The sequence below is a fragment of the Nonomuraea guangzhouensis genome, from assembly GCF_019396345.1.
Classification (GTDB): Bacteria; Actinomycetota; Actinomycetes; order Streptosporangiales; family Streptosporangiaceae; genus Nonomuraea; species Nonomuraea guangzhouensis.
The window spans coordinates 82,797-102,049 of record NZ_JAHKRM010000035.1; the positions used below are offsets into that span (position 1 = coordinate 82,797).

Consider the following 19,253-nt stretch of genomic DNA (forward strand, 5'->3'; position numbering starts at 1 on the left):
GGGAGACCATTCCGTGAATGTCAATGCCGTCTCGGATGTATTTCGGCGGGTCCTGGAAAACCCGGAAGTCAGCGCGGACTCAGACTTTTTCGTAATGGGCGGGGATTCGCTGCTCGCCACCCGCGTCCTGAGCGCAATCGCCCGTACCAGCGGCGTTGAACTGGATTTCGACGACTTCCTCGACGCGCCGACGCCGAGCGCCCTGGTCAAGAAGATAGCGAGCCAGGCATGAGCGTCGTCGTCGTGGGCGCCGGCCTGGCCGGGCTCACCGCCGCCGCCGACCTCGTGGCCCGCGGCGTCGAGGTCACCGTCCTTGAGGCACGCGAACGGGTCGGCGGCCGTACGCACGGCATCGAGGTCGCCCCGGGAGCCTGGGTGGACGCCGGCGCCGCGTACCTGGGAGACCGGCACACCGCGCTGACCGCCCTGCTGGCCGAGCTGGACCTGAAGACCACCCCGACCACCATGACCGGCGCCAGCCGGTTCACGCTGGGGGGCGGCGGCCGGACCCGGGCCGGCCGGTTCCCGCCGCTGTCCGCGGTCGCGCTCGGTGAGCTGTTCGACGCGCTGGACGAGCTCGACCGTGGCGTACGCGCCGACGCCCCCTGGCTGTCCGCGCACGCCGCCCGGCTGGACCGGCTGACCGCGGCGGAGTGGGCGCGCGAGCACCTGCGCCACCCGGACGCGCGGCTGTTCTTCCCGCTGTTCCTCGGCGAGATGATGGCCGCGGACCCGGCGGACGTGTCCGTCCTGCACATGGCGTTCTACCTCCGCTCGGGCGGTGGCGTCCGCTACCTGAACGCCTTCGCGGGCGGCGCGCAGGAGAGCAGGATCGACGGCGGCGCGCACCAGGTGTGCGGGCGGCTGGCCGCCGGGCTGGGCGACCGGGTGCGGCTCGGCGAGCCGGTGCGTGCGATCCATCAGGACGGCGACGGCGTGACGGTCGTCGCCGCGACCGGATCGGTACGCGCCCGCGCCGCGGTCGTCGCGGTGCCGCCGCCGCTCGCCGACACGATCGACTACCGGCCAGGCCTGCCGGCGCCCCGCTCAGGGGAGCGCACGGTGCCCGGCTGCGCGGTGAAGGTCCACCTGGTGTACCCGGCGCCGGACTGGCGGGAGCGGGGGTTGTCCGGCTGGTCGGTCAACGCGCGGGGCCCCTTGCTGTCCACCGTGGACGACTCGCCTGTGGACGGCGGGGTGGGCGTGCTGACCGGGTTCGTGACCGGCAGGGAGGCGCACAGGTACGCGGCACTGCCCGCCGCCGAGCAGCGCGAGCAGGCGTTCGCCCAGGCCGCGCGGCTGTTCCCCGGGCTGCCCGAGCCGATCGGCTGCCACGTCACCGACTGGGTCCACGAGGAGTACAGCCGGGGCTGCTACGCGGCGCTGTTCGGGCCGGGGGACTGGTCCCGGCTCGGCCCGCGACTGGCGGTTCCCCACCAACGGGTGCACTGGGCCGGCACCGAGACGAGCACGGAGTTCTTCGGCCTGATGGAAGGCGCCATCCGATCGGGACACCGGGTGGCCGCCGAGATCAACGCGATGTACCGATGGAGGGACACCCATGACTGACAGCACGTCCATCGCCCCCCTGGCCGTACGGCAGGGATTCATGACCGAGCCCGAACTGGGCGCCGGCAACTTCCTCGACCACGCTCTGGCGGCCAACCCGAACCGGACGGTCCCGTTCGTCTACAGCCACCACAACGACCACCGCGGCCGGGTGGTGCTGCGCGGCCACAGCCTGGTCGACCTCGCGGCGCTGCGCGACCGGTACGCCAAGTGGTACTGGGCCAACGGAGTGCGGCCCGGAGAGCCCGTGGGGATCGTGGTGGCGGAAGGGCTTGAGCCGCTGCTCCACTTCCTGGCGCTCACGGCGCTCGGCGCCATCCCGACGATGATCAACGACGCGATGCGGGCCGACGTCATGGTCCGCTACCTCGACCACGTGGGCGTCGTCGGCATCGTCGCCGACGACACGACCAGGCTGTTACTGGCCTACCGCAACGCCCCGCAGACCAGGCCCAGGTTCATCGCCCTGGCCGCCGAGGTGCGCGCCCACGACGCCGAGTCCGGCCGGCTGCCGGAAGAGTACCCCTACCGGCACGCTCCGGACGACATCGTGGCGTTGATCCACTCCTCCGGCACCACCGGCACCCCGAAGTCGACGACCCTCGGGCACCGCAGCTTCTGGGACGGCAAGCAGGCGCGGATGGTGCGCTTCCCCGCAGAGCCGTACGACCGGCTGATGTCGCTCATGCCGCACACCCACGCCGGCGGGCTCAGCTACTTCCTCACGGCGGTGCTGCTCGGACTGCCGACCGTGGTCATGGCGGACTGGCGGCGCACGGTCGTGGAGCCGGTGATGGAGGCGTTCCAGCCGACCATGGTGGCCTCGTTCCCGAGGACGTTCGTGGAGCTGGCCACCGGCGAGCTCCCGATCAAGGGCGCGGCGAAGGTCCACTCCTGGTTCAACACCGGAGACAGCGCCCACTACGGGCACATCAGGCGGCTGGTCCAGCTCGGCGAGCGGCCCGCCGGGCTGATCAAGTCGTGGCTGCTCCCGGAGGGCGCCGCCGCCGGCGAACCGCTGCCCGGCTCCCAGTTCGTCGACGGGCTCGGCTCCTCGGAGATGGGAATGGCGCTGTTCGGCCAGGTGACCGCGCCGGAGACGCCGCGCGACGACCGGTGCGTGGGCAAGGCGCAGGACGCGGTGATCAAGGCCGCGGTGCTGGACGAGAACGGTGCGGAGTTGCCCGACGGGACCGTCGGCCTGCTGGGCGTGATCACTCCCTCGCGCACGCCGGGCTACTGGAACGACTCGCGGCTGACCCGCAGCTTCGAGCTCAACGGCTTCTGGCTGACCGGCGACGTGGCACGCAGGGACAGCGAGGGCAACTTCTACCACCTCGACCGCACCGTGGACGTCATCGACACCGCGACCGGGCCGGTCTACAGCCTGCCCATCGAGGAGATCCTCATCGCCGACTGCGCCGACCTCGTCCAGGACTGCTCGGTCGTCGGCGTGCCCGGCGGGGCAGGGGAGGGGCAGCGGCCGATCGCCGTGGTGCGGCCGCAGGCCGACGCCGTCGACGTCACGGCCGACGAGGTGCGGGAGAAGGCGAACAAGGCCCTCGCCGACGCCGGTCTGGCCACACTCGCCGCGGTCGTCATCGCGCGGACCGACGAGGACTATCCGCTTGGCCCCACGGGCAAGGTGCTCAAGCGCGAGCTCCGCACTCGCCACTCGGTGCTGTTCACCGGATGAACCATCAGATGAACGCCGCCCGCCACCCGTACACCTATGTGCGCCGTCCGCTCGTCGAGCCGGACTGGCGACGGCTGCCGGGCTGGCGCGGCGTCACCGACGCGCAGTGGCGCGATGCCCAATGGCAGCGCGCCCACTGCGTGCAGCACGCCGGGCAGTTACGCGCGGTGGTCGGCGACCTGCTCCAGGAGTCCTTCTACGCCGACCTGGCGGCCGACCGGGCCCGGTTCGCGACCATGTCCATGCTGATCACGCCCCAGTTGCTCAACGTGATGGCGCCGGACGCCGCGAGCGACCCGGCCGCCTTCACACGGGCGTTCCTGGCGGACCCGGTCCGCCGCTACCTGCTGCCGGTCGGCTCCGACCGGCATCCGGTCTGGCCCAGCCATCCACGCGCGCGCCGCGACTCGCTGCACGAGGCCGAGATGTGGGTGGTGGAGGGGCTGACCCACCGCTATCCGACCAAGGTGCTGGCCGAACTGCTGTCCACCTGCCCGCAGTACTGCGGCCACTGCACCCGGATGGACCTGGTCGGCACCTCGACCCCGCAGGTCGTCAAGGCCCGGCTCGCGCTCAAACCCGTGGACCGGCAGGAGCTGATGCTGGACTACCTCAAGCGCACGCCCGGCGTACGCGACGTGGTGGTCTCCGGCGGCGACGTGGCCAACCTGCCGTGGCCGCGGCTGGAGACGTTCCTGCTGCGGCTGCTCGAACTGGAGTCCGTACGCGACATCCGCCTGGCCACCAAGGCGCTGATCGGACTGCCGCAGCACTGGCTCCAGCCCGGCGTGGTCGAGGGGATGGGCCGGGTGGCCGCCGTCGCCCGCGCCCGTGGGGTGAACCTGGCCATACACACCCACGCCAACCACGTGCGATCGGTGACGCCGCTGGTCGCCGAGGCGGCCCGGGCCATGCTGGACGCGGGCGTACGGGACGTGCGCAACCAGGGCGTGCTCCTGCGCGGCGTGAACACGACCCCGGGCGACCTCCTGGACCTCTGTTTCGCGCTCCAGGGCGAGGCCGGGATCCTGCCCTACTACTTCTACCTCTGCGACCTGATCCCCAACGCGGAGCACTGGCGGATCCCGGTCCACCAGGCGCAGCGGCTGCAGGAAGCCATCATGGGCTACCTCCCCGGCTACGCGACGCCGCGGCTCGTGTGCGACGTGCCCTACGTCGGCAAGCGCTGGGTGCACCAGGTGGCGGAGTACGACCGGGAACGCGGCATCTCCTACTGGAGCCAGAACCACGGGATCGGACTCCAGCCGGCCGACCAGGACCGCCGCTTCCCCTTCTACGACCCGATCGACACCTTGCCCGAGCCGGGCCGCCGCTGGTGGGCCGACGGAGAGGGACGACCATGACCCAGAGCACGCTGCGCCGCATGTGCTGGATCTTCCCCGATCGCGAGTCCACCCGGGGCACCGCGATGTGGCACCCCTTCTTCTGGGACCTCTACGCCGAGGTGGCCGCGGAGCTCGGCCTCCGCTGGAGCCGGCATTCGCCCGACGCGGTGACGGTCGACGGCCTGGAGCCCGGCAAGCCGCGCGTCTACGTGGACGACGAACCCGTCACCCCGGAGGACACGCTCTTCATCACCGCGCTGTACTCGCTGCCCTACCAGTCCATGGACGTGTTCAACCAGTACGCCCTGTACGCCGTGCTGGAGCAGGCCGGCTTCTACCTGTCGTTCCCGCCGGGCCTGTCGCCCATCGCCAACGACAAGCTGGCCACGGTCCTCTACCTGCACGATTCGCCGATCCCGTCGGTGCCCACGCTCCGCATCGGCACCGGCCGGGACACCAGCAAGCACCTGTACGAGGTGGCGCTGGAGAACCTGACCTACCCGGCCATCGTCAAGCCGTCCGGCTGGTGCGGCGGCGGCGGGGTGAACCTGGCCCGCGACGCCGAGGAGATCCGTGGTCTGGCCAGCCTCGCGCAGGGCGGCGACACCACGCTCGTGATCCAGCCCTACCTGGGCGACGGCACGGTCGACTACCGGGTCTACGTCGTCGACGGCGAGCCGTACGCCGTGATGAAGCGGATCCCCGAGCCCGGCTCGCCGGTGGCCAACGCCAGCCGGGGCGGCGCGATGGAGTTCCCGCCCGTCCCGCCCGAGCTGGTCGAGGCGACGGCGTACTTCTACGAGAAGCTGCCCATTCCCTTCTTCTGCGTCGACTTCCTGTTCGACGGCGAGCGGTACTGGTTCTCCGAGCTCGAACCCGACGGTGTGATCGCGCCGGACTACGGCGACCCGCACCGCACCCTCCAGCGCGACGTCACCCGGGCCCGCTGGACCGCTTACCGCGACGCCCACACCCGCTGGCTGACCGAAAGTCCGGTGATGAAATGAACGAATCGTTCTCGCTGTCGCCCGAGGCGGCCGAGCCGCACCTACGCGTCCCGCGGCGAGCCCTGGAGCGGCTCAGGAGCGTGCCCGCGCTCGCGCCGCGCTACGCCGGCTGCGAGAAGGTGCTCACGCTGGAGGACCTCGCCGCGCTTCCCCCGCTGGTGAAGGACGACCTGAACGTGGCGCTGGCGCACCTGACGCCCAAGGCCGAGCGGGGCGCCACCTGGCTCTTCCAGAGCGGCGGCAGCACCGGCGCGCCCAAGGTCGGCTACGCCCCCACCGGGTTCTACATGGCCGGCGTGTACGAGCAGTGGCGGCCCCTGGAGCCCGACGACGTCTTCGTCAACGGCTGGGGCGCCGGCCGCATGTGGGGCGCCCACTTCCTGGCCGCCGCCTTCGCCGACCTGTCCGGCTGCCGGGTCATCGCGCTGGGTTCGGTGACGAAGGAGGAGTACGGCGACTGGCTGTCGTTCCTCGTCACCCAGGGCGTGACCGCGTTCGGCGGCACCCCCAGCGTGCTGCGGCTGTGGTTCGCGCACGCGCGGGCCACCGGCGTGCGCCTGCCCGCGCTGCGCAAGGTGCTCTGGCTCGGGGAGGCGTGGCACCCCCAGCTCGACGAGGACATGGCCGTGGTGGCGCCGGACGCGCGCCGCTGGGGCATGTTCGGCAGCACGGAGACCTGGGTCGTCGGCACCAACACCCCGGAGTGCCCGGCGGACGTCTTCCACCCGCTCCCCGCGCAACTCGTCCACGCGGACGCCGACGAGCTGCTGGACTTCACCACACTCGACCCGGACATGCTCAACCCGGTGCTGCGCTACCGGACCGGCGACGCCGGCCGGTTCGTGACGTGCGCGTGCGGCCGGGAGGACAGGGCGCTGCGGGTACTGGGCCGCCGGGACTCGGTGGTGCAGGTACGCGGCCTGGGGCTGCACGTGGACGACATCGTCGCCCAGGCGGAGCGCGAGCCGGGCGTCACCCGGGCGCAGATCCTCATCACCGAGCAGCGGGGCCGGGTGTCCGCGGTGGACGTGCTGCTGCTGACCGACCGGGACGCGCCGCCGGACCTGTCCGAACGGCTGCGCGGGGAGCTCATGGCCGCGACGTTCACGATCAGCACGGCCTTCCAGCACGACCCGCACGCGTTCCAGGTCAAGGTCGTGGACGCGCTGATCAGCAACGAGCGCACCGGCAAGACCTCCGGCTTCGTCGTACGGGAGGAGCCGTGAGATTCCCGGGATCCCTGGGCAGGCAGTTCAACCTGTACTGGGGCGGCCAGACGGTGAGTCTCGTCGGCGACCGGGTCACGGTGTTCGTGGTCCCGACCCTGATGATCTTCGTGCTGCACGCCTCCGCGCTTGAGGTGGGGATCGTGGCCATGGCCCAGTACCTCGGCATCCCGCTGCTGGGGCCGGTCGCCGGGGTGCTGGTCGACCGGTGGGACAAGCGCCTGACCATGCTGATGTGCGACGTCGTGCGGCTGGTGGCGGTGACGGCCGTGCCCGTGACGTACTGGTTCGGCGTGCTGTCGACGCCGGTGCTGTTCGTCTGCGTGGCGCTGATCAGCGGGGCGACGATCTTCTTCAACGTCGGCTACCTCGTCGCCGTGCCCACCACGGTGCCGGAGGACAAGCTGGTGCGGGCGTACTCGCGCCTTGAGGGCAGCAGCACGGTGTCCGAGGTGGCCGGGCCGTCGATCGCCGCGGGTCTCTACCACGTGTTCGGGGTGGCCGCGCTGCTCGTCGACGCGGCCAGCTATCTGGTCTCTGCGGCGTGCTTCCGCGCCATGCGGCCCTGGGGGACCAAGGCCGTCCAGCAGGGCTCGGTGTGGTCGCGGCTGGTGCTGGGGTTCCGGCTGAACTGGGCCGATCCGGTGCTGCGCCGGGTGGTCATCGCCGCCGTGACCCTGAACTCGGGCGGCCCGATCTTCGTCACGGTGCTGCCGGTGCTGGCGTACCAGGGGCTGGGCATCTCGGTGGGCGTGTTCGGGGCGGCGATGTCGGCGGGGGCGGGCGGCGCGGTGCTCGGCGCGCTCGCCGCGCCCAAGATCAGCGACCGGCTGGGCCTCGGCCGGACCATGGCCTGGGGGCTGCTGCTGCACTGCCTGGTCGGGCTGGGCATCCTCGCCGCGCCCGCGCTGCCCGCCGCACCCGTGATCGGCGTGACGTTCGGCTGCTACGGCTTCTTCATGTCGTGCATCAACGTCTGCAGCGCCCCGATCCGCCAGTCGCGGATGACGGCCGAGAACCAGGGCGTGATGCACGCGGCGTTCCGTACCGCGACGTGGGGAGTGATCCCGCTGGCCGCACTCGCCGGAGGGTCGGCGGTCACCCTGCTGACCGGCAGCCTGGGCGTGCTCGACGCGGCCAGGGCGGTCATGGTCGGCGGCACGCTGCTGGCCGCGTTCTCGTTCCTGCCCGCGGTGGGGATCCAGCGGCTGCTGGACCGCGCCAAGCAGTTCGAGGGGAGCCCGGCATGATCGTGCTGATCACCGGTACGTCGTCCGGCATCGGCCTGGCGACCGCGGTCACCGCAGCCCAGGCCGGGTGCACCGTGGTGGCGACGATGCGCGACCCGGGCAAGGACGGCGCGCTGCGCGAGGCGGCTGACCGCGCCGGGGTCACGCTGGATGTCCGCCGCCTCGACGTCACCGACGGCGCGTCCATCGCCTCGTGCCTCCAGGACGTGCGGGAGGCGTACGGGCGGCTGGACGCGCTGGTCAACAACGCCGGGGTGTCCAACTTCGACCCGACGATGGAGATGTCCACCATGGAGGCCCTGCGGGCCAACCTGGAGGTGAACTTCTTCGGTGTCGTAGCAGTGAGCCGGGTCGCGATGCCGCTGCTGCGCGCCGCCGGTGGCCGCCTGCTGACCATCGGCAGCGTGCACGGCGTCGTCGGCCAGCCGTTCAACGAGGCGTACGCGGCGGCGAAGGCCGCCGTCGAGGGGTTCATGGAGAGCCTGGCGCCGGTCGCGGCCGCGCACGGGGTGCGGGTCAGCGTGGTCGTGCCCGGCTTCGTCCCGGACACCGAGTTCGGCATTTTTCCGGACATCAATCGGAAGACCATCCGGGCGGCCTCGGGGCCGTACGCGGGGACGTTCGACGGCTACCTCGACTGGGTGGGCGGCGCGGGCTGGGAGGGCGCCGGCCAGTCCAAGTGGGAGGTGGCCGAGGTGGTGGTGCGCGCGCTGAGCGAGGACGAGCCGCCGTTCCGCGTCCCCACCAGCGCCTGGGTGACCGAGTACCTGGCGGGCAAGCTCGCCGACCCGGACGGCTCGGCCGTGCAGGCCCTGGCCAGGACCTGGATCGGAGCCGCGGTATGACCATGAACACCGAGGACCCGGCCTGCCGCTCGCTCGGCATCGCGCTGGAGGAGGTGGCCACCGGCCGGGCGCGGCTGCGGATGCGGATCACCGAGGAGATGGTGAACGGCCACGGCATCGCCCACGGCGGCTACCTGTTCCTGCTGGCCGACGCCGCGTTCGCGTACGCCTGCAACACCTACGGCCGCGTCACGCTGGCGCACAGCGCGCAGGTGACGTTCCTGCGCCCGGCCGCGGCCGGCGACGAGCTGGTGGCCGAGGCCACGGAGCGCGTCAGGTACGGCAGGAACGGTGTCTACGACGTGACCGTACGCCGCCCGGCGGGCGAGATCGTCGCGGAGTTCCGCGGCCAGAGCGTGATGGTCTCCGGCCGGCCCGACAGCGAAGGGAAGCACTGATGAGCGAGAAGCGGCGGACCGGGCGCTGGATCGATCACTGGGAGCCGGAGGACCCCGGCTTCTGGGCGGCCACCGGGCGCCGCGTCGCCACCAGGAACCTGGTCTTCTCCATCTTCGTGGAGCATCTCGGCTTCGCGATCTGGCTGCTCTGGAGCGCGATCGTCGTCCTGCTCCCCAAGGCGGGGTTCGCCTTCACCGTCGACCAGCTCTTCTGGCTGGTGGCGGTGCCGAACCTGGTCGGGTCCACGCTGCGGCTGCCGTACACGTTCGCGGTCTCGGCCTTCGGCGGCCGCAACTGGAACGTGGCCAGCGCGCTGCTGCTCCTGCTGCCGGTGGGGCTGCTCGCCTGGCTGGTCACGGACACGGCGCACCCGTACTGGATGTTCCTGGTCGCCGCCGCGGCGGCCGGGTTCGGCGGCGGGAACTTCGCCTCCTCCATGGCCAACGTCTCCTACTTCTACCCCGAGCGGCGCAAGGGGTTCGCGCTGGGCGTGAACGCGGCCGGCGGCAACCTCGGGGTGGCCGTCGTGCAGTTGCTGATCCCGCTCGTGGCGACGGCCGGACTGGTGTATGCCGGGCTGGTGTGGGTGGTGCCGATCGCGGCCGCCGCGTTGTGCGCGTACTTCTTCATGGACAACCTGGCCGTGGCGAAGACCGACTTCGGCACCCAGGGGAAGGCGTTCCTGCGCACGCACACCTGGGTCATGTCCTTCCTCTACATCGGCACCTTCGGCTCCTTCATCGGCTACTCGGCGGCGTTCCCGCTGGTCGTCAAGGCGACGTTCGCCGACTCCGCGTCGCCGTACTTCGCCTTCCTCGGTCCCCTGGTCGGCTCGCTGTCGCGGCCGGTCGGCGGGTGGCTGGCCGACAGGTACGGCGGGGCCAGGGTCACCGCGTGGTCCTTCATGGCCATGGCGGTGGGCGTCATCGGCGCGCTCGCCGGGCTCAGGCAGCACGGGTTCCCGCTCTTCCTGGGCGCGTTCATGCTGCTGTTCACCGCCTCGGGGATCGGCAACGGGTCCACGTACCGGATGATTCCGGCGATCTTCACCGCCCAGGCGGAGCACGGCGCGCCCGACGCGCGACTGCGCGCCCGGCGGGAGGCCGCGGCGGCCATCGGCATCGCCTCGTCGATCGGCGCGTTCGGCGGGTTCCTCATCCCGCGCGGTTTCGCCATGTCACTCGGGCAGACCGGGTCCATCGACCTGGCGTTGTACGTGTTCATCGGCGGCTACGCCGTGTTCCTGGCGACCAACTGGTGGTTCTACCGCCGCCGGGTGCTGGCCCGGGTGCCCAATCTGGCCCACAGCCGAATCTAGGAGCGACACATGCCCGCGAAATCCCTGCGTGACCTGATCGAGTTCGCCCGCCGCCACTCGCCGTTCTACGCGGAGGCGTACCGCGACCTGCCCGACGGCGTCAGCGACCTCACCCTGCTGCCGATCGTCGACCAGAAGGCGTTCTGGGCCGCGAACGTCTATCCGGACAACCGGCTGCTGACCGGACCGCTGACCGACGCCGGCGTGTACACCTCCGGCGGCACCACCGGCGCGCCGAAGTTCTCCCCGTGGACCCGCACCGAGCACGCCGACTCGGTGACCGCGTTCGGCGCGGGCATGGTCCGGGCCGGGCTGAAGCCGGGGCACCGGGTGGCGAACCTGTTCTCGGCCGGCGAGATGTACGGGGGCTTCCTCTACATCGAGCACGCCCTGCACAACGCCCCGGTGGAGAACGTCCGGCTGCCCATCGCCTGCCACGCCTCGGACGACTCCGTCGCCGACCTGATCGCCTACTTCGGCGTCGACGTGCTGGCGGGCCCGCCGATGAAGCTCGCGAGCGTGGCCGCGGCGGTGACCGCCCGCGGGCAGGTGGCCGACTCGGTGGAGCTGCTGCTGTTCGCCGGCGACCTGCTCTTCGACGACCTGCGTCCCCAGCTGGCCAAGGCGTTCCCCGGGGCCGGGATCGCCTCACTCGGCTACGCGTCGGTTGACGCCGGGCTGGTCGGCGGCCCGGTGCCGGGCGACGACGTGCGGGTGCACGAGGCGTTTCCCGACCGGACCCTGGTGGAGCTGATCGACGACACCACCGGTGAACCGATCACCGTGCCCGGCGTACGCGGCCGGGTGGTCGTCACCAACCTGTTCAGGACGCTGATGCCGATCATCCGCTACCCGGTCGGCGACCTGGGGGAGTGGACCGACACGGACTGCCGGGCATTCCGGCTGGTCGGCAGGTCGGACGAGGGCGCCAGGGTGGAGACGGTGGCGATGTCGACGGAGGCCATCCGCGCGGTCCTCGCCGAGGCGGACCCGGACCGGGCCATGTCGGGCATGCAGATGGTGCAGCGCCGCTGGAACAGCAAGGACGGCCTGCTGCTCCGGCTGGCCTGCGCCGAGGAGCCGCCGCCGGAGCTGACCCAGCGGCTCATCGACGCCGTGTACGCGGCCAAGCCGCTGTATCCCCAGTCCGTGGAGGAGGGGCTCGTCCATCCGCTGGCGATCGAATGGGTGCGGCCGTCGGAGCTGGTGCTGCATCCTCGTACCGGGAAGGTGCTGCAGGTGGTGGACGAACGCCCCCACCCCTGACGCGTCACAGGCTGGACCTGGGCGGGAAACACTTGCGGAGATGCCGGACACCTAGTGAGGTGTTCCGGCATTCTTCGGTAAGGAGACACCTGTGCAGGATCCACGCGTGCCCCCCGACACGCGAGATCGTTTCGAGCGGCTCTACCTCGATTGTTATCCGGCCGTCTATCGCTACGCGCTGCGCCGTACCGATTCGGTCGACGACGTCGCCGACGTGATCGCGGAGACCTTCCTCGCCGCGTGGCGGCGGCTGGACGACGTTCCCGACGGGGACGCCACCGTGCTGTGGCTGTACGGCGCGGCCCGCCGAGTCCTGGCCAATCACCGGCGCGGCGAGTCGCGCAGGAGCGCGCTGGCCTCGCGGCTCCGCGGTGAACTGGCCATCAGCCAGGACGAGGCACCCACCGATCCGCGGACCGAGGCCGTCCGCACCGCCTTCGCCGCCCTGGACCAGGCCGACCGCGACGTGCTCGCGCTGGCCTCCTGGGAGGAGCTGACCGGCCCGCAGATCGCCACGGTGCTGGGCTGCAGCAGCACCGCCGCCCGGCTCCGGCTGTATCGGGCCCGCAAACGACTGGCCCGGCTGCTCGACACGACGGATGAGGTCACTGTGATGACCGCGCTGAGAGGAGAGGCACGATGAACAAGCTCGACCGTATGGTGTCCGCCATCGATCCGGCCGCGGCCTACGCCGAGCCCGCCATGGGCCAGGGCGTCCATGATCTCCTCGCGGAGATCGTGGCGACCCCGCCCGCGCCGCGCCGCGGCCGTTCACCGCTGCGTCGCCCCCTGCTGGCGGGGGTGGCGGTCGCGGGTCTCGCGGCGGCCGCGGTGGTGGCCGCGCCGATGGTCTCAGGGCCGTCGAACGCGGCGTACGCGGTCACGAAGAACTCCGACGGCACCATTCAGGTGATCATCAAGGAGTTGCAGGACCCCGACGGACTGGAGGCCAAGCTCAAGGCCGTGGGAATCACCGCCGACGTGACGTTCACCGAGGCGGGCAAGCAGTGCGCCCGTGGCCGTTTCGTCGGCGCGGACCTGGCCTACGACCCACCGAACACCCAGAACATGACCGAACAGCAGCGCAAGGAGTTCGACAAGCCGGACAACTGGCGCTCCCGAGACGTCGCCGCGCCGATCAGCAAGGACACCTTCGTGATCTCCCCGCGTTTCATGCGACCGGAGGAGACGCTGGTCCTGGAGTTCCGACTGGGTAACCAGCCAGGAACGGACTGGGCGTTCCTCCCCTACCTGGCCAAGGCGGGCAGCCCGGTCGCGCCCTGCCAGCCCGTGAACGCGGACCCCGTAGAAGTGCCGGCCGGAAACTGAACTTTTCATCGGCGAGCGACATCAGAGAGGGGGATAACAACAGCTTTTCACGGAATGGGGCGATGGGGATGCGCATGACTCGACTGGTGACGGCGGCGCTGGCGGCCACGGGCGCGGCGCTGGTGATCGCGAGCCCGGCGGGGGCCACCGCCGCCGCGCCTGGCACCTTCGGCCCGTCCGGCTACGGTGGCGTCAAGCTGGGGATGACGGCCAAGCAGGCCAAGGCCACCGGCAAGATCGTGCTCAAGATGAGCGGCTACTGCTCCGGCTGGGACTACAAGGCCCACCGCAACCCCAAGGACGAGATCGGGCTCTACATCTCCAAGAAGCGCGGCGTCGCCGTCATCTTCGGGCAGGGTGGGGTGCGTACTCCCAAGAACATCGGCGTCGGCTCCACCCTCAGCCAGGTCAAGAAGGCCTACCCGAACGTCAAGGAGCAGGAGAGCGGCTGGTACGCCACCGTGCCGGGCAACTCCAAGGCGTACTACTACTTCGGCGTCAACCAGCGGAACAAGGTCGAGCAGCTCGCCCTCGGCCTCAAGACCCAGGACTGCGTGAACTAGCGGTAAGCATGCCGTCGAGGAGGACGTCGAGCGCCCAGTCGGCTCGGTCGGGGCCCTCGCCGGACACGAGGTCGTCGCCGAGCCGGGCGAGATGGGGATAGCGCTCCGCGTCCACGGTGGTGATCCGTGCGGCCAGGGCCGTCAGGTCATCGAGCTTCAGGGTGGCCCACTTCTGACTGCTCTGCTCGACGGCGATCGCGGTGGGGTAGAGCAACAGCAGGTCCAGGCCCCACGCCGCCGCCCGGTCCGGCACGCCGCCCTCGTTGAGCAGCCCGGCGATCGCGTCGCACAGGGCCAGGTAGTTGGGGCCGCTGGGCTGCGTGGACAGGGCCATCCGGGCGATCTCCGGATGAGCGAACAGGACGTCGCGGTAGCTGGTCAGCAGCGCCTTCAACCGGTCCCGCCACAAGCCGGCTCCGGGCGAGGCCGCCGTGACCGGCGCCAGCAGCGCGTCGAGGATCTGCGCGTGCAGATCTTCGGTGTCGCGGACATAGACGTACAACGAGGCCGGCCCGGTGTCCAGCGCCGTCGCGATGCGCCGCATCGTCACCTTGCCCAGACCCTCCTCACGCAGGATCGTCAGTGCGGCGTCGATGATCCCCTGCCTGGTCAGCGCGGGCTTCGCCGGCCGCTCCCGGCGGCTGACGGGTGTCCGGGCGGGGTCGCTGGAGGTCATGCGGGCAACCTAGCACGAACATGTTCGTGACGCTTTTCGCCCGCGCCCTGTAGGTTCGAGGCATGAGCGCGGACGACCGGCGGCCTCCGCTTTTCGAGGTCCTCCCGGACCAGGACGAGCGGCCTGAGCCGCTCACCTTGCACACCTCGGACGGCACCCTGAGCGTGGCGGCCGACCTCACCGCCGAGGAGTTCGAGATCCTCGACGAACTCAGGCGGGCGGCGGCCAAGAAGCAGAGGTGAGTTGTACGATTCTGAGGTGATTCGTGGGGGCGAAGAGGCATGACGGTGCCCGGATACAGGGCGGAGCCGCAGGGAATCCTCCGTTACGGGAAGGCCTCCGCCGAGGAGGCCGACCGCGTCCGGGGCATCTTGCACGACGTGCGTGAGGCGTTCGTGGCGGCGGGGCGGCCGATGGGGCACGACCAGTACGGCGCCCAGATGGAGAAGGACTTCCCCAGCATGCGCGACGGCATCATCAACGCCTTCAACGACTACATCGAGCAGTTGGAAGGCGTCGGCGACGGGACGGGCGCGACGGCCGTCAACTACCGGGCCGCAGAGCATCCCGGGACCTGACGGGCGGTGCTGCTCGACGGGGACATACCTGGCTGGATGCGGCCGTGGATCGGCTGGGCCGTCGGCATGGACTGGCCGCAGGGCGATGAGTCCAAGCTGTTCACGCTGGCCGACGTGCTGGCGGCCGCGGCCTACCGCGTCGCGGACGGCATCGGCCTCCCCGTTCCCGATCGGGACACCTGGGACGGCGAGGCGCTCCAGACCTTCGTCAGCCATGCCCGGCCCAGGGTCAGCGGCAGCGAGGCCGACCTGCTGAACCGCCTCGCTCGAACGGCGGTGGCGCTGAACGACCTCGGCGTGCAGATCCAGTACACCAAGCGGCTGATCAAGCTGTCGATCGGGTTCCTGATCTTCCAGCTGTGGACATTGGTGCCGGTCATCCTGAACCCGGCCACGGCGAGCGCCGGAATGGCGGTCGTGGGGTTGCGCGCCCGCTTCACCAAGGTGATCATCAGGCAGTTGGCCAGGCGGCTGCTGTTCAACATCGCGCTGTTCGGCGGCCTGATGCTCGCGATGGACCTGGGCGTGCAGGCCGGCCAGAGCCGGCGCGACAGAATCGACTGGGGTCAGGCGCTGGCCTCGCTGGGCACCGGCGCGCTGAACGGTGTGTTCCTGACCGGCGCGACGTGGCTGGCGCCGCCGCGGTCGCTGCTGGGCTTCATGCTCGCCTCCGGCACGGCGGGTGGCATGACCGACGCGACCATGCAGGCGTTCGAGGGGCAACCGTTCGATCTGGAACGCCTGCTCAAGGGCTTCACCTCAGGCGCCGTAGGCGCTGCGGACGCGCACTGGGCCGGCTGGAACCCGCACTTCGGCAGGGCGGACGGCGACGGCGCACCGCGCCCCGAACCTGACCCTCGCGGTGGCCCTGACACCCCGCCGCCGGATCCGCGACAGCCGCCAGACCCGCGAAGCCCTGATCCCGAGCCCTTCCACACAGGCAGGCGGGACGCGACCGACCTGGCCGGGTTGCGTCACGGGGCCGACTCGGCTCACGACCCGGTGCTCCGCCCTGGAGAGGCAGCCGCGCAGCGTCAGCAGTTCGTCGCCCGCCATCTCCGGGAGGAGACCTGGTCCGGCCTGTGGTTCCGCAACCCGGAAAGCACCGACATGAGCGTCACGGGCGACATGCGCCGCCGCCCGCCGCTGCCCGGTCACGTGGACGTGGGCATCCGCGCCACCTCGGACGGCTTCCTGGTCGGTGGCTTCCGCCGGCTGCCCGCCGACCTGCCTCCAGGCATGCACGACCTCGTACCGGGCCGCGACATTCGCATCGACGCCGCCGACCTGGCGGGCGTGCTGCGCGAGGACCGGCGGCTGATGGCCCAGCCGGACGCCGCGCTGCGGGTGTTCGGGCCGCACGCCCGTCATGACGCCGCGTTACTGCAGGACCTGGCCGACCGTACCGGCCGGGTCGTGCTCGCCGCCGACAACGGCATGCCGTTCGGCTCCGCGCAGGGATATCGCGGCCCGCTGGAGGGCCACTGGCAGCGCTTCGAGCCCGCCGACGCACCGAGTTCAGAGCCCCGCAGCCGGATCGACAGCATGCTCAACTGGGGCCAGACCCGGGCGGCGGGCAACCCGCCGCAATCCCTGTACCACTTCAGCAAGTTGGCCGAGCAAGGAATGAAGGGCGGATGGGAGGCCGCCGGGGCGGACAGCGCCAGGGTCACGCTCGCCGACGGCTCGTACGCCATGCTGTCCGATTTCCCCACCAAGCAGGCCAGGGACGCCAAGATGCTCGTCGCCCAGATCGGGGACGAGCTCGGACTCAAGATGCCCTCCACGCATCCGGTCCAGGACACGGGGCTGATGCTCGAATGGGTGTACGGCGATCCGGACAACATGAGCTGGAGCGGCCAGGCCTGGAACCTGCCGGGCACGGTGGCCACGCGCGAGGGCGTCCTGGCCGGTCTGCTCGGCGCCCTGTTCAGGGATGATCCCCTCTTGCTCGACGCGCTGTCCGGCGAGGCCGCCCTCATGCCCCAGCCTCATGTGGCCAAGCTGATGAGCCGGTTGTTCTTCCGCGAGGTGGGCACCCACCCGGAGGGATGGGCGGCCAATCCGCTCTCGCCGAAGGACATCGCCAGGGTTCAGATCATCGTGCGGGACCTCAAGGCCGACTTCGTCCGCATGGGCATGGCGGAGTCGCACCAGAGGATCACCGACTCCCTGCGGGAGATCGCGGAGAACGCGGTCGGCGTCGACTCCATCTTCGATGCCCGTCTCGACGAGACGCTGCCCGAGATCACCACGCAGCGGCTCAACGACCAGGCCGAGCAGCTCGCCGACCTGGCCGCCGGCCTCAGGGACACCACCCCGCCGGGCGCGGGACGCCCCCTCGTGGATCCCGTACAGCGGCTGGTGGACAACCTCGATGACATCGTGGCCTCGCGCGAGACCGACCTGGGGCGCGTCGTCACATTCGGCGACGGATCGCAGGCGCTGGCGCTGACCCACTGGGACGCCGCCGACGCGTTGGCAGGGGCGCTGGCCCGGCGCGCGCTCGGCCTGGACGGCCCCGCGGTGCACTGGGCCGACAATGGCACCGTCTACCAGACGTACGGCAGTGAACAGCTCCGCGCCGCCCTCGCCACCGGCGTCCGCGAGACCACCATGGTGTCGTTGACCGGGGCTATCACGGAGGTGGTGACGTTCAACGACGGAACCACGGCGCTGCGCCACGAGTTCGAGTTCGTCGCCGGGGCGGACAAGTTCGAGGCAACCGCTCATGCGGCGCACGCCGTCAGGGACGGTGTGCAGGGCCACTACCGGGCCTCGCCCACCGTCGTGTACGAACACCGCATCAACCCATGGCACTGGAGCGACGAGGAGCGCGCCGTTCCGGCGTCGCTCCGGCACGAACTGGACAAGCGCGCGCTGTACGCCTCGCTCATCCAGAACGGCGCGTCAACGCTGCGGTCGGAGAACCCGCGGATGGAGCACCTCGGAGGGGTGGACAAGCCGCTGCTCACGGACGCCGACAGCGCCGCGCTGCGCGCCAGGTACGAGGCGCTGCGGCCGGAGTTCGAGAGGTACGGCCTCATGAACGCCTACTACGACCACCTCGACGTGATCAACAGCGTGGGCCTGCACGCCCCGCTCGATCTCGGCCCGCTGCACGACCCCTCCCCGCTGGTCCCCGACTTCCGGGAGGCGCCGTGGCGGCCGCCCGGCAACCAGGTGCCGGCCTTGCCGCACCTCCTCGAAGGCGTCAACCTGCGCCAGGTCAACGAACTGGCCGTCGGGCGCGCGGACGACCCCTCGCTCGTTCCCTGGGCCGAGACGACCCTCGACAGGGCGGACGCCGAACTCGCCGCCAGGCCGACCACGTCGGGCCACGTCTCCGCCCGCGTCCCCAACGACTGGTTGCCGAGCGCCGTCCGGCCCGGAGACGAGGTCGTCTTCCACGGGATCCTGGACGGCGTCGACGACCCCGCGAAGCTGGCCGACCAGCCCGACAGCGTACGGCTGACGATCAGGGCGAGCGAGTACGCCGACGTCGGGGACCTGTCGGGCAAGCCCGCCCACGCGCTGTTCAGATCCGGGGTCAGGCTGAAGGTGCTGGCCGTGCAGGAGTCGTACGGTGAGCGGCACGTGTTCGCCATCCAGGTGCCGCAGGGCCACAGCGCCGACTCGACGGCGCTGCGAGTGCCGCGGATGAAGCCCCCACTCACCCCCGAGCTGGCCCACCACCTCGACCAGCACGTCGAGGAGACGGACGCGGGTGTCTGGCTGCGTGACCTCAATAACCAGCACGACATGGCCCTGGTCGCCTCCGCCCGCAAGGTGCGGCGCATCGACGGCGCCCTCTACGTGGATGGGCACGGCTCGAAGAGGGGTAACTCGATCGGCGGCCAGGACCTGGACGCGAAGCAGATGGCGGCTCTCCTTCTGAACATGCCGAAGCTGAAGCCGACCGATATCATCCTGCTGGCCAACTGCCACATCGGAGACGGCAAGCACCCCGCGATGGTCGCCAAGCTCACCGGCCATGTCGTCATCGCCGCCGATTCGGCGATCCAGGTCACGCCGGAAGGCCACATGCGCGCGGTCTCCGACGAGTTCGGCCACCTGGGAGGCCGCGGCCAGCTGCGCATCTACCTGCCGGACGACTCCGTCTCCGGAGCGGCGTACAACACGGTCAAGGCCTGGTTCCAGGCGCCACCCTGACGCTGGTGGAAG

At 71.0% G+C, this 19,253-nt stretch carries 18 protein-coding genes; 17 read left to right on the forward strand and 1 reads right to left on the reverse strand.

Features of this window, described 5'->3' with window-relative positions; genetic code table 11:
- The first annotated feature begins 13 nt into the window (after window positions 1-13).
- The 14 genes from KME78_RS50540 to KME78_RS50605 all read left to right on the forward strand — a co-directional run bounded on the left by KME78_RS50540 (window position 14) and on the right by KME78_RS50605 (window position 13,814).
- Window positions 14-232, forward strand: coding sequence for an acyl carrier protein (locus KME78_RS50540; protein WP_219537166.1), 219 nt, complete (start codon window positions 14-16; stop codon window positions 230-232).
- The gene (locus KME78_RS50545) at window positions 229-1,569 is read left to right on the forward strand and encodes a flavin monoamine oxidase family protein (protein WP_219537167.1); all 1,341 of its coding nucleotides are present in this window, start codon (window positions 229-231) and stop codon (window positions 1,567-1,569) included. The genes KME78_RS50540 and KME78_RS50545 overlap by 4 nt, the downstream gene beginning before the upstream one ends.
- A complete protein-coding gene (locus KME78_RS50550; RefSeq protein ID WP_219537168.1) occupies window positions 1,562-3,265 on the forward strand; it encodes a class I adenylate-forming enzyme family protein in 1,704 nt (567 codons plus the stop codon). Before KME78_RS50545 ends, KME78_RS50550 begins: the two co-directional genes overlap by 8 nt.
- On the forward strand, window positions 3,262-4,629 hold the full coding sequence (locus KME78_RS50555) for a KamA family radical SAM protein (protein ID WP_219537169.1): 1,368 nt from the start codon (window positions 3,262-3,264) through the stop codon (window positions 4,627-4,629). The genes KME78_RS50550 and KME78_RS50555 overlap by 4 nt, the downstream gene beginning before the upstream one ends.
- Complete coding sequence (locus KME78_RS50560) at window positions 4,626-5,618, forward strand: ATP-grasp domain-containing protein (RefSeq protein ID WP_219537170.1); 993 nt, start codon at window positions 4,626-4,628, stop codon at window positions 5,616-5,618. Before KME78_RS50555 ends, KME78_RS50560 begins: the two co-directional genes overlap by 4 nt.
- Complete coding sequence (locus KME78_RS50565; RefSeq protein ID WP_219537171.1) at window positions 5,615-6,844, forward strand: AMP-binding protein; 1,230 nt, start codon at window positions 5,615-5,617, stop codon at window positions 6,842-6,844. The genes KME78_RS50560 and KME78_RS50565 overlap by 4 nt, the downstream gene beginning before the upstream one ends.
- Window positions 6,841-8,094 (forward strand): MFS transporter, encoded by a 1,254-nt coding sequence (locus KME78_RS50570; protein WP_219537172.1) that lies wholly within the window; start codon window positions 6,841-6,843, stop codon window positions 8,092-8,094. Before KME78_RS50565 ends, KME78_RS50570 begins: the two co-directional genes overlap by 4 nt.
- On the forward strand, window positions 8,091-8,939 hold the full coding sequence (locus KME78_RS50575; protein WP_219537173.1) for an SDR family NAD(P)-dependent oxidoreductase: 849 nt from the start codon (window positions 8,091-8,093) through the stop codon (window positions 8,937-8,939). Before KME78_RS50570 ends, KME78_RS50575 begins: the two co-directional genes overlap by 4 nt.
- The gene (gene paaI / locus KME78_RS50580) at window positions 8,936-9,337 is read left to right on the forward strand and encodes a hydroxyphenylacetyl-CoA thioesterase PaaI (RefSeq protein ID WP_308127434.1); all 402 of its coding nucleotides are present in this window, start codon (window positions 8,936-8,938) and stop codon (window positions 9,335-9,337) included. The genes KME78_RS50575 and paaI overlap by 4 nt, the downstream gene beginning before the upstream one ends.
- Window positions 9,337-10,656, forward strand: a complete 1,320-nt coding sequence (locus KME78_RS50585) for an MFS transporter (RefSeq protein ID WP_219537174.1) — start codon at window positions 9,337-9,339, stop codon at window positions 10,654-10,656. The genes paaI and KME78_RS50585 overlap by 1 nt, the downstream gene beginning before the upstream one ends.
- A 9-nt stretch (window positions 10,657-10,665) precedes the next feature.
- Window positions 10,666-11,922, forward strand: a complete 1,257-nt coding sequence (locus KME78_RS50590) for a phenylacetate--CoA ligase family protein (RefSeq protein ID WP_219537175.1) — start codon at window positions 10,666-10,668, stop codon at window positions 11,920-11,922.
- Between the two features lie 91 nt (window positions 11,923-12,013).
- Complete coding sequence (locus KME78_RS50595) at window positions 12,014-12,565, forward strand: RNA polymerase sigma factor (protein ID WP_219537176.1); 552 nt, start codon at window positions 12,014-12,016, stop codon at window positions 12,563-12,565.
- Window positions 12,562-13,251 (forward strand): hypothetical protein, encoded by a 690-nt coding sequence (locus tag KME78_RS50600; RefSeq protein ID WP_219537177.1) that lies wholly within the window; start codon window positions 12,562-12,564, stop codon window positions 13,249-13,251. The genes KME78_RS50595 and KME78_RS50600 overlap by 4 nt, the downstream gene beginning before the upstream one ends.
- Before the next feature lie 74 nt (window positions 13,252-13,325).
- The gene (locus KME78_RS50605) at window positions 13,326-13,814 is read left to right on the forward strand and encodes a hypothetical protein (protein ID WP_219537178.1); all 489 of its coding nucleotides are present in this window, start codon (window positions 13,326-13,328) and stop codon (window positions 13,812-13,814) included.
- On the opposite strand, the gene KME78_RS50610 is transcribed toward KME78_RS50605, so the two are convergent.
- Complete coding sequence (locus tag KME78_RS50610; RefSeq protein ID WP_219537179.1) at window positions 13,789-14,490, reverse strand: TetR/AcrR family transcriptional regulator; 702 nt, start codon at window positions 14,488-14,490, stop codon at window positions 13,789-13,791. The two genes, KME78_RS50605 and KME78_RS50610, sit on opposite strands and share 26 nt — an antisense overlap.
- A 62-nt stretch (window positions 14,491-14,552) precedes the next feature.
- Here KME78_RS50610 and KME78_RS50615 point away from each other — a divergent pair, with 62 nt between their 5' ends.
- The 3 genes from KME78_RS50615 to KME78_RS50625 are packed head-to-tail and all read left to right on the forward strand — an operon-like array spanning window position 14,553 to window position 19,241.
- On the forward strand, window positions 14,553-14,732 hold the full coding sequence (locus KME78_RS50615) for a hypothetical protein (RefSeq protein WP_219537180.1): 180 nt from the start codon (window positions 14,553-14,555) through the stop codon (window positions 14,730-14,732).
- A gap of 39 nt (window positions 14,733-14,771) precedes the next feature.
- Window positions 14,772-15,068 (forward strand): hypothetical protein, encoded by a 297-nt coding sequence (locus KME78_RS50620; protein ID WP_219537181.1) that lies wholly within the window; start codon window positions 14,772-14,774, stop codon window positions 15,066-15,068.
- A 36-nt stretch (window positions 15,069-15,104) separates the two neighbouring features.
- A complete protein-coding gene (locus tag KME78_RS50625; protein ID WP_219537182.1) occupies window positions 15,105-19,241 on the forward strand; it encodes a DUF8616 domain-containing protein in 4,137 nt (1,378 codons plus the stop codon).
- The last annotated feature ends 12 nt before the right edge of the window (window positions 19,242-19,253 follow it).